The sequence below is a fragment of the Halobacillus sp. ABH2_015 genome (assembly GCF_056158945.1).
In genome coordinates, this window is record NZ_JBSWUG010000002.1 from 1,587,877 (window position 1) to 1,603,648 (window position 15,772).

The following is a 15,772-nucleotide window of genomic DNA, read 5'->3' on the forward strand; positions in this document are numbered from 1 at the left end:
TTCATTAGTACCAACGTCGGTACCCATGCAGCCACTCACGAGCTCTTCTTCTAAGACTGATGGAATTTCATTCAAACAAGCGCTTCAGGCTGTGAAAATGTCTGAGATGGGTACAGCTTCACGGGCGGATACCAGCGAGAACGGTGGCTTGGAAGAACTGACGAATCGAATGCAGCAGTTGATCAATGAAGTTGGACAGCAGGTAGAGTCTGTGTCCCCAAAGGGTGTCCCGGAAAACGACGGATGGGACATACATAATCAATGGGCCCGGATTCAAGGAGAATTCCAGAAGTTTCTTTTGATGCATACCGGCAGATCATTGAGCATCAAGGCGGATTCGCAGACGAAAATAAAGCCGGTGCAGGGTATACCGTCCGAGGTTTCCAACCAACACCCTCTTGTGAAAACCGGGGCCGCCGGTAATGAACAATCACTGGAAGTGTTAAAGAAATTAGTTTCAATTGGTACGGCCTCTCCCAGCCAGTCGGAAGAACAGAGGGCGGGAAGTCCTCCGATCGTGGAAAAGGACCCGGATTTGGATTATTATTTGACATCGTTTCTACCGAAAACATCCGGGCTCCTATCGTCACCTTCTCACGAATCGGTTCAGGAAGAGGTGACGGCAGGTTTGAACAGACGGTCTCAAAGAAAGGGACAGAGAGATGTTCCCTTCTCATTTGATTTTCAAGTACATTCCTTGATGAAAAATGAAGAAACAGGCCGAAGGGTTGAGAAGGTTAGCACAGAAGGAAAGGGCCCTGCACAGGATCGTCCACTTTTTGTAACAAAAGAAGCCGCCGTGACTTTCGTTTCTCAACTGGAAGGTCTATTGGAAACATTGAATCCAATAGCTGGTGCGGATGAAGACCAGGCAGCGATGACAGATCTTGAAGATCAGCTGCACGCAATTGGAGTTACGCAGTCCCTGTTCATCCCCAGGGAAACAAAGGATGATCAATTCCGAATGACTCCTAAAGATGAACCAACAAGTTCAACCCCTGCCCTTTCAAGGGGATGGAGAGATTTTCATCAATCACTCATGCACCAGGCTTCCGGCAGGGAATCCGGTGAAACCATGGACTCTCTCATTGGGAAGTTTGCTCCTGTAGCGGCAGCTTTGCAAAACATGCACCCGGATGATGCAGCGGTTGAAATGGCTTCTCTTTTTCAGGAAAGCCACCCTAAAGTGAAAGATATGCTTACAGCCCTGGTCAGAGGGGGGCAAGTCATTGATGCATCTGCCAGTGTAGAAAAAGGAGACGTTCTGCCTCAGAGTGTTCTCAATCGTGTGCCTGCAGGGGCAGCTCTGGATGTCGAACCAACGCTGATGTCCTTTTCAAAACAGTTCAAGAGTTTGGTTGAGGCCTTCAGGAAGGGTGAGCAGCCAGGATCAGAGTTGAAAAAAATAGTGATTCCGCTGACAAAATCCGTTCAACAGGCTTCCATGGATGTTGGGAAACAGGACGTCGTCGACCGGCTTTTCCGTGATGCTCCGGTTGAGAAACAAATTTTTCTACAGCTTGCTGCACGGCTGGACCAGCATCAAAAGCTTCCTCAAGCCTACCAGCAGCACCCTTTGACGGGAAGAGAGATGGGCAGGTGGGCCCAGGAAGCGTTAAGAAACACGGCTGGTGCGGATCAAGCCCAAACACCTTCCTGGCCGGGGACTTCTGGAGTGATGTCTAAAGTCGAACAATTGGTCCTCCACGTGAATCAAACGGGAAGTGATCAGACCCGTCCTGCTGGTTTTCTGCAGGAGCTGGAGCGGATGGTCCATAACAGCCGCTTGTTGACACATGCTTCCGGGATGAAGGAAATGCAGATCCAATTGAAGCCCGGGAGCCTCGGAAACATGATGGTACAGGTGACCCAGCAGAATGGTGAGATGATTGTCAAACTAATGGTGCAGACCCAGGCAGCAAAGGAACTCCTTGAAGGGAACCTTCATCATTTGAGACCTGTGTTCTCCCCCCAGCAGGTAGTGGTTGAAAAAAATGATGCCCTGGCATTCGCGCAGCACCATTCCAGCGGACAGGCAGATGATGAACAGGGATCGTCTGATGAGTCCCACAGGGAGAAAGAAGACAGTCCGTATGTGAATGAAGAAGAGGAAGGGGAGGATGCCGCCTCTTTTGAAGATATTTTATTGAATGAGAAAGTGTAGGTGGTTCCGTGACTTCGATCGATCCGTCTTATTATCTGAAAAATCAGCAGACCCAAACATCCGGAAGCAATATCCTTGAAAAGGATGATTTCCTGAAAATCCTGATGACTCAAATTCAAAATCAAAACCCGCTTGATCCTATGAAAGATCAGGAATTCGTTTCGCAAATGACGCAGTTTTCAAGTCTGGAGCAGATGACGAATATGTCGACAGCGTTCCAATCCTTCACAGAGCAGCAGAACATGTCATCCTTGATTACCTACAGCCATCTGATCGGAAAGGAAGTTACGTATACTTCCAAGGATCAGGGAGATTTGAGAACAGATGTCGTTGCTGCTGTTAATCAAAAAGAAGATGGCACATATGTTGAACTGCAGTCCGGAGGTCTCGTATCAGTGCAGGATTTGACAAAGGTGAGTCAAGAGAGCGGATCAGGAAAGCAGGAAACCTGATGGACCCGCGCATCCATGCTGTCCAGCCCCCTCTCATGGGAAGGCAGACCAGCATAAGGACAGAGAAAGAAACGTCGGCTTCATTTAAGGATGCTCTGGAGGAAGCAGCGGGGTTGAAAATCAGCAAGCATGCGGAGCAGCGTCTGAAAACAAGAAACATTTCCATTGCGCCGTCTTCCTGGGAACAGATCTCTGCAAAAATGCAGGAAGCTGAAACCAAGGGCGTGACTGATTCTCTTGTATTGACAAATGAAGCAGCGCTGATCGTCAGTACGAAGAACCGGACCGTCGTAACCGCCATGAACCGGGAGGAAACGCAGTCGCAGATTTTCACGAATATCAATGGCACCATTTTTATCAATGAATAGGCTGGACCCGTATGAAGGGAAGCCGCAGCTGGGGCGGAAGGACAGAAGCACCGGCATTAAAAACCGAAAGGAATGTTGACGACATGCTACGTTCACTATATTCAGGAGTTTCTGGAATGAAAGGTTTTCAAACAAAATTAGATACGATCGGCAACAATATTGCCAACGTGAACACATACGGCTTCAAACAGGGACGCGTCACTTTTCAGGATATGATGAGTCAGACGATGTCCAATGCCCAAGGTCCGATTGCCAATGATAATGGTGGCAATGTGACAGGGGGACTGAATGCAACCCAGGTCGGTCTTGGGACACAAATCGGCTCCATCGATACCATCCATACACAGGGGAACCGCCAGTCCACCGGTCGTCCACTTGATCTTGCACTTGAAGGAGACGGCATGTTTGTGCTTGCGGAAGCGGGAACGGCTGGCGTTAACGTTGGTGGAGGAAACACAGATCTTTCACAACTGCAGATCAGTTTCACAAGAGCCGGGAACTTTTACTTGGATGATGATGGCTCACTCGTCAATAACAGTGGGAAGTATGTCATAGGTAACGAGGGTGCGATTACTATTCCTGATGACGCACAGAGCTTCAGTGTCCAGACGGATGGAACCGTCAACTACATTGACGCTAATAATAACGTTCAGCAGGCGGGTCAAATTATGCTTGCGAAATTTTCCAATCCCGGCGGTCTTGAGAAAGTCGGCGGAAATGAATATCGTGCCACGCCCAACTCTGGTTTTATAAGCAGTAATGCAAATGACGATGAGTTGAATGACGTGTCTGATCTATCCGTTGCCGGTCAGAATGGGACAGGCGGCATGATTGCAGGGGCGCTTGAAATGTCCAATGTCGACCTTGCCGATCAGTTCACTGAAATGATTACATCCCAGCGGGGATTCCAGGCCAATACGAAAATCATCACCACTTCTGATGAGATTCTGCAGGAACTAGTCAATCTGAAGCGATAAGGAGAGACGGAGGGTGCCGACCCTCCTCCTTTCTATGATTACATTGACAAAGTTAAACGGACAATCTTTCACCTATAATGCGATTTACATAGAACAGGTCCAGTCTAATCCGGATACGACCATTACCACTGCCCGCGGGCGTACATTTCTCGTGTTGGAATCAGAGGAAGAAGTGGCTCTGAAGGTAACGGACTATTTTCGCAGCATAGGCCTGATCCAGGCTGCAGATAAGGCAGGTGAGTAAAAAGATGAACATTTTCAAAGGAATGATCATCACGTTAAGCACCTTAACGATTCTCGGTGTTGTAGCGCTTGTTTTCGTCCTGAACGTCAATGGCGGAGAAGAAGGATCCGGAGAACGCAGCATTGATGATATCCGGGAGGCCTCTTTTGTAACAGAGGAGATTACCACGGACTTGAAAGATGGAAGCTATGTGAGGATCAGCTTTCAAGTCGTCACAGACAGCACAGCTACGAAAAAGGAACTGGAAAAGAGAGATTTCCAAATCAGCAATACATTGATTAAGGAATTATCTGTGATGAAGTCGGAAAGCTTTCAATCTGGCATTTCTGATTTAGAGGAAAAGATGAAATTAAAGATGAATGAGCTTCTTACAGAAGGTAAAGTCACGGACGTTTATACCGTAAACAAAGTCCTTCAATAATCGAAGGAAGGGGGAGAAAATTTGGCGGAAGAGGTTCTCTCACAAAATGAAATAGATTCCCTTCTATCTGCACTGTCTTCAGGAGAGATGGACGCCGAGGAATTAAAGAAAGAAGAAAAAGAAAAGAAAGTCAGAGTGTATGATTTTAAGCGGGCCTTGAGATTTTCCAAGGATCAGGTCCGAAGCCTGTCTAGAATTCACGAGAATTTCTCCAGGCTGCTGACGACTTACTTTTCTGCGCAGTTACGCACGTATGTAGACATACAGGTAGCGTCCGTGGACCAGCTTCCTTATGAAGAATTTATCCGGTCGATCCCGGCCATGACCATTTTGAATATTTTCAGCGTCCCTCCACTGGAAGGGCGCATTCTGCTCGAAGCCAACCCCAATGTCGCCTACGCCATGCTGGACCGCGTCCTCGGAGGCCGTGGGAGCAGTGTGAACAAGGTGGATAATCTGACCGAGATCGAAACGACGATTATGTCCCACTTGTTCGAACGAGCGCTTGAAAATTATCAGGAGGCATGGGGATCGATTGTGGACATCGACCCTATGCTTGAGGATTTCGAGGTAAACCCTCAATTCCTTCAGATGGTTTCTCCCAATGAAACTGTTATCGTCGTTTCATTGAACACGACGATCGGAGAAACGAGCGGTATGATCAACGTCTGTATTCCACACGTTGTATTAGAGCCGATCATTCCGAAGCTCTCCGTCCATTACTGGATGCAGAAAGAACAGTCCAAAGAAAGAAATCCGGAGGACTATGAAGCGATCAGCCGGACGATACAGGGAGCAGAGCTTGATGTGCTTGCTGTCCTTGGCGAGGCGGATATGAGCATTGAGCAGTTTTTGAACCTTGATGAAAATGATGTCATCCGTCTCGACCAATCCATCGAACATCCGATGATTATGAAAGTGGATGATGAACCGAAATTTTACATTCAGCCTGGACAGGTGAAAAGTAAAATGGCTGTTCAAATATTAGACGAATTTACAAAAGGAGGCGGGGAAGATGAGTGATGACATGTTATCCCAGGACGAAATTGATGCGTTATTGAATGGCGGGGCTGACGCAGGAGACGATAAAGCTTCAGATCTGTCTGCCAAAGAGTCGCATCTGGCCATTCTTGAGGAAGATGCGCTCGGCGAGATTGGAAATATATCGTTTGGAAGCTCCGCAACTGCGCTGTCTTCTCTGCTCAATCAAAAAGTAGAGATCACCACGCCGGAAATCGCTGTCGTGTACCGGAAGGATCTGGCGGACGAATTTCCCAAACCCCATGTCGCCGTCGGAGTGACTTATACAGACGGATTCACAGGAGAAAATGTGTTTGTTATGAAGACGAAGGATGCAGCCATCATCGCTGATTTGATGCTCGGGGGGGATGGTCTGAACCCGGATGAAAACTTGAATGAAATCGCATTAAGCGCCGTTCAGGAAGCTATGAATCAGATGATGGGGTCTGCAGCGACCAGTATGTCCACCATCTTTAATAAGAAAGTGGATATTTCACCACCATCGATCAATGTGCTGGACTTGGAGGAACAATCAGGGGAGGATATGATCCCTGAGGAGGAAACCTTGGTCAATGTAGCTTTTCAACTCAAAGTAGGAACATTGATCGACTCAAAAATCATGCAGTTGATCCCGCTGAATTTTGCGAAAGACCTGGTAGAGCAGCTTCTCGATCCGGAAGGCTCACAACCAAGCAAAAACATTTCAGATGAAAAACAAGTGCTGGAACAGACCGGTCCTTCTTCACCTGAAGAACCACAGACGTCACCGGAGCGTGAAGTTACAGAATACGAAGAGCATCCGGCTGATCCGCAGTATGTGGGGGGGCCTGCAGGCCGAAGTGCTCAGGATGCAGATGTGCAGCATGCACAATTCCAACAGTTCGAGCAGTCTCCATCCATGACAGGAACCGCTCATAAAAACCTTGATATGCTGATGGACATTCCGTTAAAAGTCACGGTGGAACTCGGAAGGACGAAACGGACGGTGAAGGACATTCTTGAATTGTCTGCCGGGTCTGTCGTGGAATTGGATAAACTCGCCGGTGAGCCTGTTGATATTCATGTAAATGAAAAGTTGATGGCTAAAGGGGAAGTCGTCGTTATTGATGAAAATTTCGGTGTGCGGGTGACTGACATTTTAAGTCCAAAGGACCGGCTGACAAAATTACGTTAATACAGGAACGAAATGACAGGAGGAAGAGAAATGGGAGAAAGAATACTGATTGTAGATGATGCAGCGTTCATGCGTATGATGGTGAAGGACATTTTAACAAAAAACGGATATGAAATTGCTGGGGAAGCAGAAGATGGACAGAAAGCGGTAGAGCTTTACAAAGAAGAAAAACCGGACCTTGTCACGATGGATATCACCATGCCGGAAATGGATGGGATTACGGCCTTGAAGGAAATTAAGGCGGTTCATCCAGACGCAAAAGTCATTATGTGTTCAGCTATGGGGCAGCAGGCGATGGTTGTGGACGCAATCCAGGCCGGTGCCAAGGACTTTATTGTGAAGCCTTTCCAGGCCGACCGTGTGATTGAAGCGATTCAGAAAGCGTTAAGCTGAAGCGGGGAATATGATGTTTTCTGCACCAAGAGTATCAGCAATGTTGATGTTTACGGTCCTCCTGCTGACGTTTTTGCCTTTGCAAACGATGGCCCAGCCCTCTGTGAACGAATGTTTATCAAATCCGGAACTCGAGGGCTGCCCTGGTGCAGATGCGGATATGGATGCATCTGAGCCGGCTGAAGCAGCACAGGATCAGCCTTCGCTTTTGTGGAACTTCATGAAGCTCGGACTGGCCTTGGTTTTCGTCGTGGCCTTGATTTATGGATTGCTGAAATTGTTCAACCGTAAAAACCAGTGGGTGAACCAATCAAGAACTATGGAGAACCTGGGAGGGATGAGTCTCGGGCCTAATCGTTCCATACAGGCGGTAAGAGTAGGAGAGCAGGTGTTTTTATTAGGTGTAGGCGATACGGTGGAGTTGATCACGGAAATAACGGATCAGGATACGAAGGCCTCTTTTCAGAAAAAGGACCAGGGCCCTTCCATTCCAACAGCTTCCGTGCAGAACCTGCTGCGTAAAATTCCCGGTCATCAAGAGCCGAAAAAGGATACCTCGACGTTCCAATTCCAACAGCTTTTTGAAACCCAGCTGAACGATATGAAACAGAAACAGAAAAAAGCAGCGGAGAGAACGAAAGGGGGGCAGGATCATGAATGAATTTGTAGATATCTTTACAAGCTCAGATCCTGAAAACATCGCTACCTCTGTCAAACTGCTGCTGTTGTTGACGGTTTTATCACTGGCCCCGGGTCTGTTGATCTTAATGACCAGTTTTACAAGGATCCTTATCGTTTTATCCTTTGTCCGGACATCGCTGGCTACTCAGCAGATGCCTCCCAACCAGGTGTTGATAGGAATCGCTTTGTTTCTGACGTTCTTCATCATGGCTCCTACGTTTGAGGAAGTCAACGAGCAGGCGTTAACCCCATTGTTTAATGAGGAAATCACCTTAGATGAAGCGTATGATGAAGCGAGTGCTCCGATGAAGGAGTTCATGGGCAAACACACCAGACAGAAGGATCTGGCCTTATTTATGAATTATTCAGGTCTGGAAGCCCCTTCTTCTATCCAGGAAGTCCCGCTTACTACACTGGTGCCTGCTTTTGCCATCAGTGAACTGAAAACCGCTTTTCAAATGGGGTTCATGATTTTTGTCCCATTTTTAGTCATTGATATGGCTGTCGCCAGCGTGTTGATGTCGATGGGAATGATGATGCTTCCACCCGTCATGATTTCCCTGCCGTTTAAGATTCTGCTGTTTGTCCTTGTGGACGGCTGGTTCTTAATAACGAAATCATTGCTGGAAGGCTTTTAAGGAGGAACCACGATGAATAGCAATATGGTTATCTCATTTGCCAAGGAAGGCATTTATACGGTGCTGCTGATTTCGGGGCCCCTTTTGATTCTTGCCTTAACGGTAGGACTGGTCGTGAGTATATTCCAGGCTACAACGCAGATTCAGGAACAGACGCTTGCCTTTATCCCGAAAATCGTCGCCGTTTTAATTGGACTGATCGTCTTTGGGCCTTGGATGCTTACCAATATGGTTGAATTCACAGCGGAAATCTTTAGTAACTTGAATATGCTGGTGGGCTGACTATGATCGAATCAATTTCGCTCGTGAATCTGCCGGCATTTCTGCTGGTCTTCGTCCGGGTGGCCGCTTTTTTCGCATCCCTGCCTTTGTTTTCTTATCGGACAGTACCGGTCACTCATAAAGTAGGGTTCAGCTTTTTTTTAGCCGCCTTGATGGTTTTCACCCTTCCCGTTCCTGAACTGACGGTGGACGGGACCTATTTTCTTCTGCTTTTAAAGGAGGCGGCCGTTGGACTCGGGGTCGGCCTTTTGGCTTACATTATTCTGGGCGCCATCCAAATCGCTGGAGGGTTCATCGATTTTCAAATGGGCTTTGCCGTCGCCAATGTGATTGACCCTCAAACAGGGGCTCAAAGTCCTTTGGTGGGCCAGTATATGTATATCATTACATTGCTGTTCATTTTAGTCGTCGACGGCCATCATTTGATGATTGATGGAATTTTTTACAGCTATCAATTCATCGGCCTTGAGCAATTCCTTCCGATGAAAGAAGAAGCCTGGATCATGTTTGTCCTACAGTCGTTCAATAAGATGTTTATGATTGCTTTTTTAATGGCGGTACCAATCGTTGGGTGTCTGTTCCTCGTTGACATCGCCCTTGGAATCGTCGCCAGGACCGTCCCACAGTTGAACGTGTTTGTTGTGGGGCTGCCTTTGAAAATTTTTGTTGCGCTTTCTGTTCTCGTTATTGCAATGAGCTTTTATGTCTATTTGATTCAAATACTGTTCGAAACGATGCTTGAAACCATGAGGGGATTTATGGATGTACTTGGAGGCTGATGAACAATGGCATGGATGAAATTGGATCTGCAATATTTCGCAGCCGATGAAAAGACGGAAAAAGCAACACCAAAAAAGAGGCAGGATACGAGAAAAAAAGGCCAGGTACCTAAAAGTCAGGATGTAAACACAGGGTTCCTGCTGTTGTTTATGTTCGGCGGTCTTTTCCTCCTAGGCGGATATATGAGGGACGCGGTATTACAAATGTACCGCCATGCTTTCACTTATTATGTGCACCAGGACTTAACACAGGAGCAGACCCATACCATTTTTGTTGAAATGACGATGGAAACAGCGAAGGTGACAGCCCCGCTCATGGGTATTGCAGTCGTTGCAGGGATCGCTTCCAATCTTCTTCAAGTAGGAGTCATGTTCACAGGGGAGCCTTTGAAGGCGGATTTGAAAAAAATCGATCCGATTAAAGGAGCCAAGCGGATTTTTTCTGCACGGGCCCTTGTGGAATTGTTGAAGTCTCTGCTGAAAATCAGCGTCGTCGGTGTGATCACCTTCTCTATCATTTGGGTGAACAAAGATCAGATGATGATGATGTCGCAGAAATCGGTGGAAGATGCCGTGTCTTTCTTCGGGACGATTACTGTCATCATGGGAATCGCTTCCGCTCTGGCCCTGCTGGTCTTATCTGTTCTCGATTATACATACCAGCGTTATGATCACGAGAAGAACATCCGAATGTCCAAAAAAGACATAAAGGATGAGTATAAAAACATAGAGGGTGACCCTCAGATCAAAGCGAAAATCAAAGAAAAGCAGCGCCAGATGTCAGCATCGAGGATGATGAGTGAAGTGCCGCAGGCCGATGTCGTCATCACCAACCCGACCCATTACGCTGTTGCGGTGAAATATGATGACCAGAAATCCGACGCTCCGATCGTTGTAGCCAAGGGCGTGGATTTTCTCGCCCTTAAAATTAAGGATATTGCCAGGGCACACGACATTGTAACCGTGGAAAACAGACCGCTGGCCAGATCGCTTTATGCCAAATGTGAAATAGACAAGCCGATTGATGAAGAGTTTTTTAAAGCGGTGGCGGAAATACTCGCCTACGTCTACCGGCTGCAGGAAAAGATTTAAGAAAGGAGTGCCCTTATGTCACCAAGAGATTTATCCGTCCTGTTAGGTGTAATATTGATCATCATTATGCTTGTTATACCTTTACCTGGGTGGCTCCTCAGCTTTTTTATTCTTATTAATATCACGCTCGCTCTTATCGTTATTTTAGTATCCATGAATATGGATGAGGCGCTCCAGTTTGCCGTCTTTCCGACCCTTTTGCTGCTGCTTACGTTATTCCGTCTTGGTTTGAACGTGTCCACGACGCGTTCGATTCTTTCTGAGGCGGAAGCCGGTGGTGTTGTAGAAACCTTCGGCACTTTTGTGATTGGTGGTAATCCTCTCGTAGGTTTCGTTGTATTCATCATCCTTGTTATCATACAATTTTTAGTTATTACCAAAGGGGCGGAACGTGTGTCCGAAGTAGCTGCTCGCTTCACTCTTGATGCGATGCCAGGAAAACAGATGAGTATTGATGCCGACTTGAACGCAGGCATGATCAATGAACATCAGGCTAAGGAACGACGCGGAAAAATTGAAAATGAGGCCGATTTTTACGGAGCCATGGACGGAGCCAGTAAGTTCGTAAAAGGAGACGCTATCGCCGGAATTATTATCGTGATCATCAACATCATTTTTGGATTGATTATCGGCATGGTCCAGATGGGCATGTCTTTTAATGAAGCTATTGATACATATATGCGTCTGACCGTTGGTGATGGACTCGTCAGTCAGATTCCGGCTCTGCTCATATCGACCGCAACCGGAATTGTAGTCACAAGGGTCGCCTCAGAAGGGAATTTGAGTTCTGATGTGACCAGTCAGCTGCTCCGCTATCCAAAGCTTCTTTATATTGCAGCCGCCTCCATCTTCCTTCTCGGCCTGACCCCGATTCCCATTTTCTTAACGAGCCTGATCGCCGGAGTGCTGGCGTTTGGAGGGTACCGCCTTTCCAGGCAGTCTGAAAAGCAGGACATTGAAGAACCGGAGGAAACCGATGAAGCAGAAGGGGATCAAATGCGGTCGCCGGAGAATGTGGTTGATCTTATTAGTATGGATCCGATTGAATTTGAGTTCGGTTATGCCTTAATCCCCATCGCCGATACGAGCCAGGGGGGAGATCTGCTCGATCGGATTGTTATGATCCGGCGGCAGCTCGCCATAGAACTCGGCCTTGTCATTCCTGTTGTGCGTATCCGTGATAACATTCAGCTCAGTCCGAACGAATACCGGTTGAAAATCAAAGGAAACCAGGTAGCAGGTGGAGAGCTTCTGCTGGATCATTATCTGGCCATGACCCCGGGTGATGAGGATGACGGAGTCGAGGGCATGGATACTGTGGAACCTGCGTTTGGACTCCCGGCAAAGTGGATCACAGAAGATATGAAAGATGAGGCGGAATTGTCAGGATACACGGTTGTCGATCCTCCATCTGTCGTTTCGACTCACATAACGGAAGTGATTAAGCGTCATGCCCACGCCCTCCTTGGCCGTCAGGAAACCCAGCAGCTGATCGATCATTTGAAGACCTCCTATCCAATATTGGTTCAGGAAGTCACCCCTGATCCACTCAGTGTCGGAGATGTTCAAAAAGTGCTGGCCAAACTGCTGCGTGAAAACATCTCGATTAAAAATCTGCCGGTCATTTTTGAAACACTGGCCGATTTTGCAAAGATGACCAATGATACAGAACTGTTAGGTGAGTACGTGCGCCAGTCTCTGTCCGCACAGATTACGAGTCAGTTTAAGGGTGGGAATGATCAGATGAAAGTGATTACCGTCTCCGGTCAAGTGGAGAAACTTGTTGCAGACCATATTAAGCAGACGGAGCATGGCAGCTATCTTGCCCTTGATCCTGAAAAACAACAGGCGGTGTTACGCTCTGTAGCTGAACAGGTCGAACGGGTCACTCTTCAGGAGGAGACGGCGGTCGTCCTTTGTTCGCCGGCCGTGCGAATGTACATGAAGCAGCTGCTGGACCGGGCACTGCCCCAGGTCGTCGTGCTTTCGTATAACGAATTAGATCCAAGTGCCGAAGTCCAGAGTGTCGGGGTGGTGAATGTATCGTGAGAATAAAAAAGTTTCACGGAGTATCGATGCCGGAAGTTATGAAAAAAGTGAGAAGTGAATTTGGGACAGAAGCCGTAATCTTAAGCTCAAAAGTAATAAAAAGTGGAGGCTTTCTCGGGTTGTTTAAAAAAGAAATGACAGAAGTGGTTGCAGGTATGGACCCGGAAGTTCCTGTTGAACGAAAGAAAGCCATGCCCTCTGAACCACTTCTGGATAAGGGGAACAATGGAGAAAACCAGAAGATTCTGGATAAGGGGAACAATGGAGAAAACCAGAAGATTCTGGATGAAATAACTCAGTTGAAAGCCATCATTCAAGATAGGTCAACAGGGAATTCGGCTTTGTCCCCGTTGATGCAGGAGTTGGAACGGTATTTATCAGGACAGGGGCTTCAAAAGCCATACGTTCAAATCCTTGTATCTTCCATACTGGAAAAGTATGAACCCCCGGACAAACGTGGTGAGGTCAAAAGAATGGCGGTAGAGGAACTGACGGACATGCTCCGGCAGATTCCGTCCGGGCATACGTTTCAGAAACGGTACATCCACTTATTCGGACCGACAGGGGTCGGAAAGACGACTACCCTGGCCAAGCTCGCCGGAGATGCGGTGTTGAATAAGGGGTGGAGGGTTGGTTTCATTACAACCGATACGTACAGAATTGGTGCAGTGGAGCAGTTGAAGACCTATGCCGGAATTCTTAATGCCCCGGTTGAGGTGGCTTATAACATGGAGGATTACAGGCAGGCGAAGGAAAAGCTGGCGGATGTTGATCTTGTTCTCATCGATACCGCAGGGCGGAACTATCGGAATCGTGCATTTATAGAAGAGCTCCAGAACGTGATTGATTTCGAAGAGCAGGCGGACCATTTCCTTGTCTTATCCTTAACGAGTAAATATGCGGATATGCAGGCGGTTTTTAATAATTTTTCTTTCTTACCTGTGGAGAAGATTATTTTTACAAAAGAAGACGAAACATCAACGCTGGCGGATGCTGTCAATTTGATCTTGAAGAACAAACGGGGGGCAGCTTATATCACAAATGGACAGGACGTGCCCGACGATATCCAAAGCATGTCTCCCGAACATATAGCTGTCCAGTTTATGGAGGGGTATACCGATGAAGGATCAGGCTGAACTTCTTCGGACACGCATGATTTCCCGTGAATCCAGTCCCCCTGCGCGGGTGGTAGCCGTTGCCAGTGGAAAGGGAGGGGTCGGGAAATCGAACATCACGATAAATATGGGGTTATCCCTGTGCCGCTCAGGAAGAAAAGTGTTGGTGCTGGACATGGATGTCGGGATGGGGAATGTGGATATTCTTTTAGGACGAACATCGGCTTGTAGTCTTCCTGATCTTATACGGAACCGGCTGACGTTTCAGGAAATTATACAACACGGACCGGGCGGGCTTGATTATGCTGCAGGCGGGTCTGGTTTGACAGAGTTGTTCAATATGAATGCAGTGGACTACGAATTTTTGGACGAGCAGCTTGAAGACGTCTCGAAAATATATGATGTCATCCTTCTTGATATGGGAGCGGGGATTACGGAAAGCAGCCGTTCATGGCTGCTTTCCGCTCATGAAGTCATTATTGTGACAACGCCGGAGCCTACGTCGATTACCGACGCTTATGCCCTGATGAAGCAGCTGGTTCATAAAAACCCCGTACTTCCATTCTCGTTTATCGTCAACCGGGCGCAGACCAGACCATCGGGGGAACGCACGTTGGCACGTCTTCAGGAGGCTGCGCATAGATTCTTACATGTTGACGTGCATCAACTTGGTGTCGTTCTTGAAGATCGGCAGGTTCTTGAAGCCGTTTTGAACCAGGTCCCTTTTCTGATCCATGCCCCTTCAGCAAAAGCGAGCCGGGCCGTGCATCAAATCACCGGACGGTTTTTAAACCGGACATCATCCAGCATCCATTTGGAAGAACCGGGATTCTTGGAAAAATTAAAACGGCTCGTAAGGAAGGGGGAAGCGCAGTGAAAGAAATCAAAGTACTGGTCGTCGATGACTCAGCCTTTATGAGGCGGGTGCTGAGCGATATGCTCCAGCGGGATCAGCGTATCAAGGTTGTGGGTGCTGCCAGGAATGGACAGGATTGTCTTCAAAAACTGAAGCAGGTTCAACCCGATGTGATTACGATGGATGTGGAGATGCCCGTCATGGATGGTCTGTCCACTCTGGAGTGGATCATGAAGGAAACACCGCTGCCAGTCCTCATGGTGTCCAGTCTTACTAAAGACGGGGCTGAGAGCACGTTGAAGGCGATGGAACTTGGCGCCGTGGATTTCATACCAAAACCTTCGGGCGCGATATCTCTTGATATGGAAAAAGTAGAAGCTGAAGTAATAAGGAAAGTAAAAGGCGCGGCGGAAGCAAGGGTGGGAACATTGCCTTGGAGCCATCCTGTTGAAAATCCTCCCCCTGTTTCGTTCCAAAAAGGGAAGAAGAAACGGGTCGTAGCGATCGGCACCTCTACGGGAGGACCGCGAGCTCTTCAAAAGGTTCTCGCCGCCCTTCCGGAACAACTGCCGGCGCCGCTTTTGGTCGTCCAGCATATGCCGCCGGGATTTACTAAGACCCTGGCTGATCGGCTGGATAAGCTTTCTTCCCTTACTGTCAAAGAGGGAAAGCATGAAGAAGAGTTGAAAAACGGTGTCGCTTATATTGCTCCGGGAGGAACGCATATGACGGTTGTTCAGAAAGGGGAAGGGCTTTTCCTTGAATTAAATGGACAGGCACCTGTGAATGGACATCGGCCGTCCGTCAATACATTGTTTCAGTCCCTTGCTGCTGTACAAGGATGGATGGTTACAGCGGTTGTGATGACCGGAATGGGCACGGATGGACTGGAAGGCATGATCAAGCTTCGAAGCAGTTGTCCGACCTACACCATTGCAGAATCTGAACAATCCTGTGTCGTCTACGGGATGCCGAAAGCGGTCGTTAAGTCAGGACTGGCTGATGAAGTGACAGATGTCTCGAATATAAGCGCCGCAATCGTGCAGGCGTTGGAGAAGGGGTAAAGA

General features: G+C 47.8%; 18 protein-coding genes. All 18 read left to right on the forward strand.

Annotated elements, in window-relative coordinates:
- Positions 1 to 25 precede the first annotated feature (25 nt).
- The 18 genes from ACXAD6_RS08465 to ACXAD6_RS08550 all read left to right on the forward strand — a co-directional run bounded on the left by ACXAD6_RS08465 (position 26) and on the right by ACXAD6_RS08550 (position 15,769).
- A complete protein-coding gene (locus tag ACXAD6_RS08465) occupies positions 26 to 2,164 on the forward strand; it encodes a flagellar hook-length control protein FliK (protein WP_474968498.1) in 2,139 nt (712 codons plus the stop codon).
- A gap of 8 nt (positions 2,165 to 2,172) precedes the next feature.
- The gene (gene flgD / locus ACXAD6_RS08470) at positions 2,173 to 2,616 is read left to right on the forward strand and encodes a flagellar hook assembly protein FlgD (RefSeq protein ID WP_474968499.1); all 444 of its coding nucleotides are present in this window, start codon (positions 2,173 to 2,175) and stop codon (positions 2,614 to 2,616) included.
- Complete coding sequence (locus ACXAD6_RS08475) at positions 2,616 to 2,984, forward strand: TIGR02530 family flagellar biosynthesis protein (RefSeq protein WP_474968500.1); 369 nt, start codon at positions 2,616 to 2,618, stop codon at positions 2,982 to 2,984. Before flgD ends, ACXAD6_RS08475 begins: the two co-directional genes overlap by 1 nt.
- Before the next feature lie 83 nt (positions 2,985 to 3,067).
- Positions 3,068 to 3,961: a flagellar basal body rod protein FlgG gene (gene flgG, locus ACXAD6_RS08480; protein WP_474968501.1), complete on the forward strand. Its 894-nt coding sequence runs from the start codon at positions 3,068 to 3,070 to the stop codon at positions 3,959 to 3,961.
- 13 nt (positions 3,962 to 3,974) lie between these two features.
- Positions 3,975 to 4,205: a flagellar FlbD family protein gene (locus tag ACXAD6_RS08485; protein ID WP_425306996.1), complete on the forward strand. Its 231-nt coding sequence runs from the start codon at positions 3,975 to 3,977 to the stop codon at positions 4,203 to 4,205.
- A gap of 4 nt (positions 4,206 to 4,209) precedes the next feature.
- The gene (gene fliL, locus ACXAD6_RS08490; protein WP_474968502.1) at positions 4,210 to 4,626 is read left to right on the forward strand and encodes a flagellar basal body-associated protein FliL; all 417 of its coding nucleotides are present in this window, start codon (positions 4,210 to 4,212) and stop codon (positions 4,624 to 4,626) included.
- Between the two features lie 21 nt (positions 4,627 to 4,647).
- Complete coding sequence (fliM, locus tag ACXAD6_RS08495) at positions 4,648 to 5,649, forward strand: flagellar motor switch protein FliM (RefSeq protein ID WP_474968503.1); 1,002 nt, start codon at positions 4,648 to 4,650, stop codon at positions 5,647 to 5,649.
- Positions 5,642 to 6,820 (forward strand): flagellar motor switch phosphatase FliY, encoded by a 1,179-nt coding sequence (gene fliY / locus ACXAD6_RS08500; RefSeq protein ID WP_474968504.1) that lies wholly within the window; start codon positions 5,642 to 5,644, stop codon positions 6,818 to 6,820. Before fliM ends, fliY begins: the two co-directional genes overlap by 8 nt.
- A gap of 30 nt (positions 6,821 to 6,850) precedes the next feature.
- Positions 6,851 to 7,213: a response regulator gene (locus ACXAD6_RS08505; protein WP_474968505.1), complete on the forward strand. Its 363-nt coding sequence runs from the start codon at positions 6,851 to 6,853 to the stop codon at positions 7,211 to 7,213.
- A gap of 40 nt (positions 7,214 to 7,253) precedes the next feature.
- Positions 7,254 to 7,874 (forward strand): flagellar biosynthetic protein FliO, encoded by a 621-nt coding sequence (locus tag ACXAD6_RS08510; protein WP_474968506.1) that lies wholly within the window; start codon positions 7,254 to 7,256, stop codon positions 7,872 to 7,874.
- Entirely contained in the window at positions 7,867 to 8,532 is a 666-nt protein-coding gene (fliP, locus tag ACXAD6_RS08515; protein ID WP_206932597.1) for a flagellar type III secretion system pore protein FliP, read from the forward strand. The genes ACXAD6_RS08510 and fliP overlap by 8 nt, the downstream gene beginning before the upstream one ends.
- A 12-nt stretch (positions 8,533 to 8,544) precedes the next feature.
- Positions 8,545 to 8,814: a flagellar biosynthesis protein FliQ gene (gene fliQ, locus ACXAD6_RS08520; RefSeq protein WP_474968507.1), complete on the forward strand. Its 270-nt coding sequence runs from the start codon at positions 8,545 to 8,547 to the stop codon at positions 8,812 to 8,814.
- A gap of 2 nt (positions 8,815 to 8,816) precedes the next feature.
- Positions 8,817 to 9,593 (forward strand): flagellar biosynthetic protein FliR, encoded by a 777-nt coding sequence (gene fliR / locus ACXAD6_RS08525; RefSeq protein ID WP_474968508.1) that lies wholly within the window; start codon positions 8,817 to 8,819, stop codon positions 9,591 to 9,593.
- Between the two features lie 6 nt (positions 9,594 to 9,599).
- Positions 9,600 to 10,685 carry a flagellar biosynthesis protein FlhB gene (gene flhB, locus ACXAD6_RS08530; RefSeq protein WP_474968509.1) on the forward strand — a complete coding sequence of 362 codons (1,086 nt, stop codon included), beginning with the start codon at positions 9,600 to 9,602 and terminating at the stop codon, positions 10,683 to 10,685.
- A 15-nt stretch (positions 10,686 to 10,700) separates the two neighbouring features.
- Positions 10,701 to 12,734 (forward strand): flagellar biosynthesis protein FlhA, encoded by a 2,034-nt coding sequence (flhA, locus tag ACXAD6_RS08535; protein WP_474968510.1) that lies wholly within the window; start codon positions 10,701 to 10,703, stop codon positions 12,732 to 12,734.
- Positions 12,731 to 13,870, forward strand: coding sequence for a flagellar biosynthesis protein FlhF (gene flhF / locus ACXAD6_RS08540; protein WP_474968511.1), 1,140 nt, complete (start codon positions 12,731 to 12,733; stop codon positions 13,868 to 13,870). Before flhA ends, flhF begins: the two co-directional genes overlap by 4 nt.
- The gene (locus ACXAD6_RS08545; RefSeq protein ID WP_474968512.1) at positions 13,854 to 14,726 is read left to right on the forward strand and encodes a MinD/ParA family protein; all 873 of its coding nucleotides are present in this window, start codon (positions 13,854 to 13,856) and stop codon (positions 14,724 to 14,726) included. Before flhF ends, ACXAD6_RS08545 begins: the two co-directional genes overlap by 17 nt.
- Positions 14,723 to 15,769 (forward strand): protein-glutamate methylesterase/protein-glutamine glutaminase, encoded by a 1,047-nt coding sequence (locus ACXAD6_RS08550; protein WP_474968513.1) that lies wholly within the window; start codon positions 14,723 to 14,725, stop codon positions 15,767 to 15,769. The genes ACXAD6_RS08545 and ACXAD6_RS08550 overlap by 4 nt, the downstream gene beginning before the upstream one ends.
- The last annotated feature ends 3 nt before the right edge of the window (positions 15,770 to 15,772 follow it).

Coding starts and splice junctions, on each gene's coding strand:
- ACXAD6_RS08505 (WP_474968505.1), top strand. CDS start 6,851: ATGGGAGAAAGAATACTGATTGTAGATGATGCAGCGTTCATGCGTATG.
- flhA (WP_474968510.1), top strand. CDS start 10,701: ATGTCACCAAGAGATTTATCCGTCCTGTTAGGTGTAATATTGATCATC.
- ACXAD6_RS08465 (WP_474968498.1), top strand. CDS start 26: ATGCAGCCACTCACGAGCTCTTCTTCTAAGACTGATGGAATTTCATTC.
- fliP (WP_206932597.1), top strand. CDS start 7,867: ATGAATGAATTTGTAGATATCTTTACAAGCTCAGATCCTGAAAACATC.
- ACXAD6_RS08475 (WP_474968500.1), top strand. CDS start 2,616: ATGGACCCGCGCATCCATGCTGTCCAGCCCCCTCTCATGGGAAGGCAG.
- flhB (WP_474968509.1), top strand. CDS start 9,600: ATGGCATGGATGAAATTGGATCTGCAATATTTCGCAGCCGATGAAAAG.
- fliQ (WP_474968507.1), top strand. CDS start 8,545: ATGAATAGCAATATGGTTATCTCATTTGCCAAGGAAGGCATTTATACG.
- flgG (WP_474968501.1), top strand. CDS start 3,068: ATGCTACGTTCACTATATTCAGGAGTTTCTGGAATGAAAGGTTTTCAA.
- fliY (WP_474968504.1), top strand. CDS start 5,642: ATGAGTGATGACATGTTATCCCAGGACGAAATTGATGCGTTATTGAAT.
- ACXAD6_RS08545 (WP_474968512.1), top strand. CDS start 13,854: ATGAAGGATCAGGCTGAACTTCTTCGGACACGCATGATTTCCCGTGAA.
- fliL (WP_474968502.1), top strand. CDS start 4,210: ATGAACATTTTCAAAGGAATGATCATCACGTTAAGCACCTTAACGATT.
- fliR (WP_474968508.1), top strand. CDS start 8,817: ATGATCGAATCAATTTCGCTCGTGAATCTGCCGGCATTTCTGCTGGTC.
- ACXAD6_RS08510 (WP_474968506.1), top strand. CDS start 7,254: ATGTTGATGTTTACGGTCCTCCTGCTGACGTTTTTGCCTTTGCAAACG.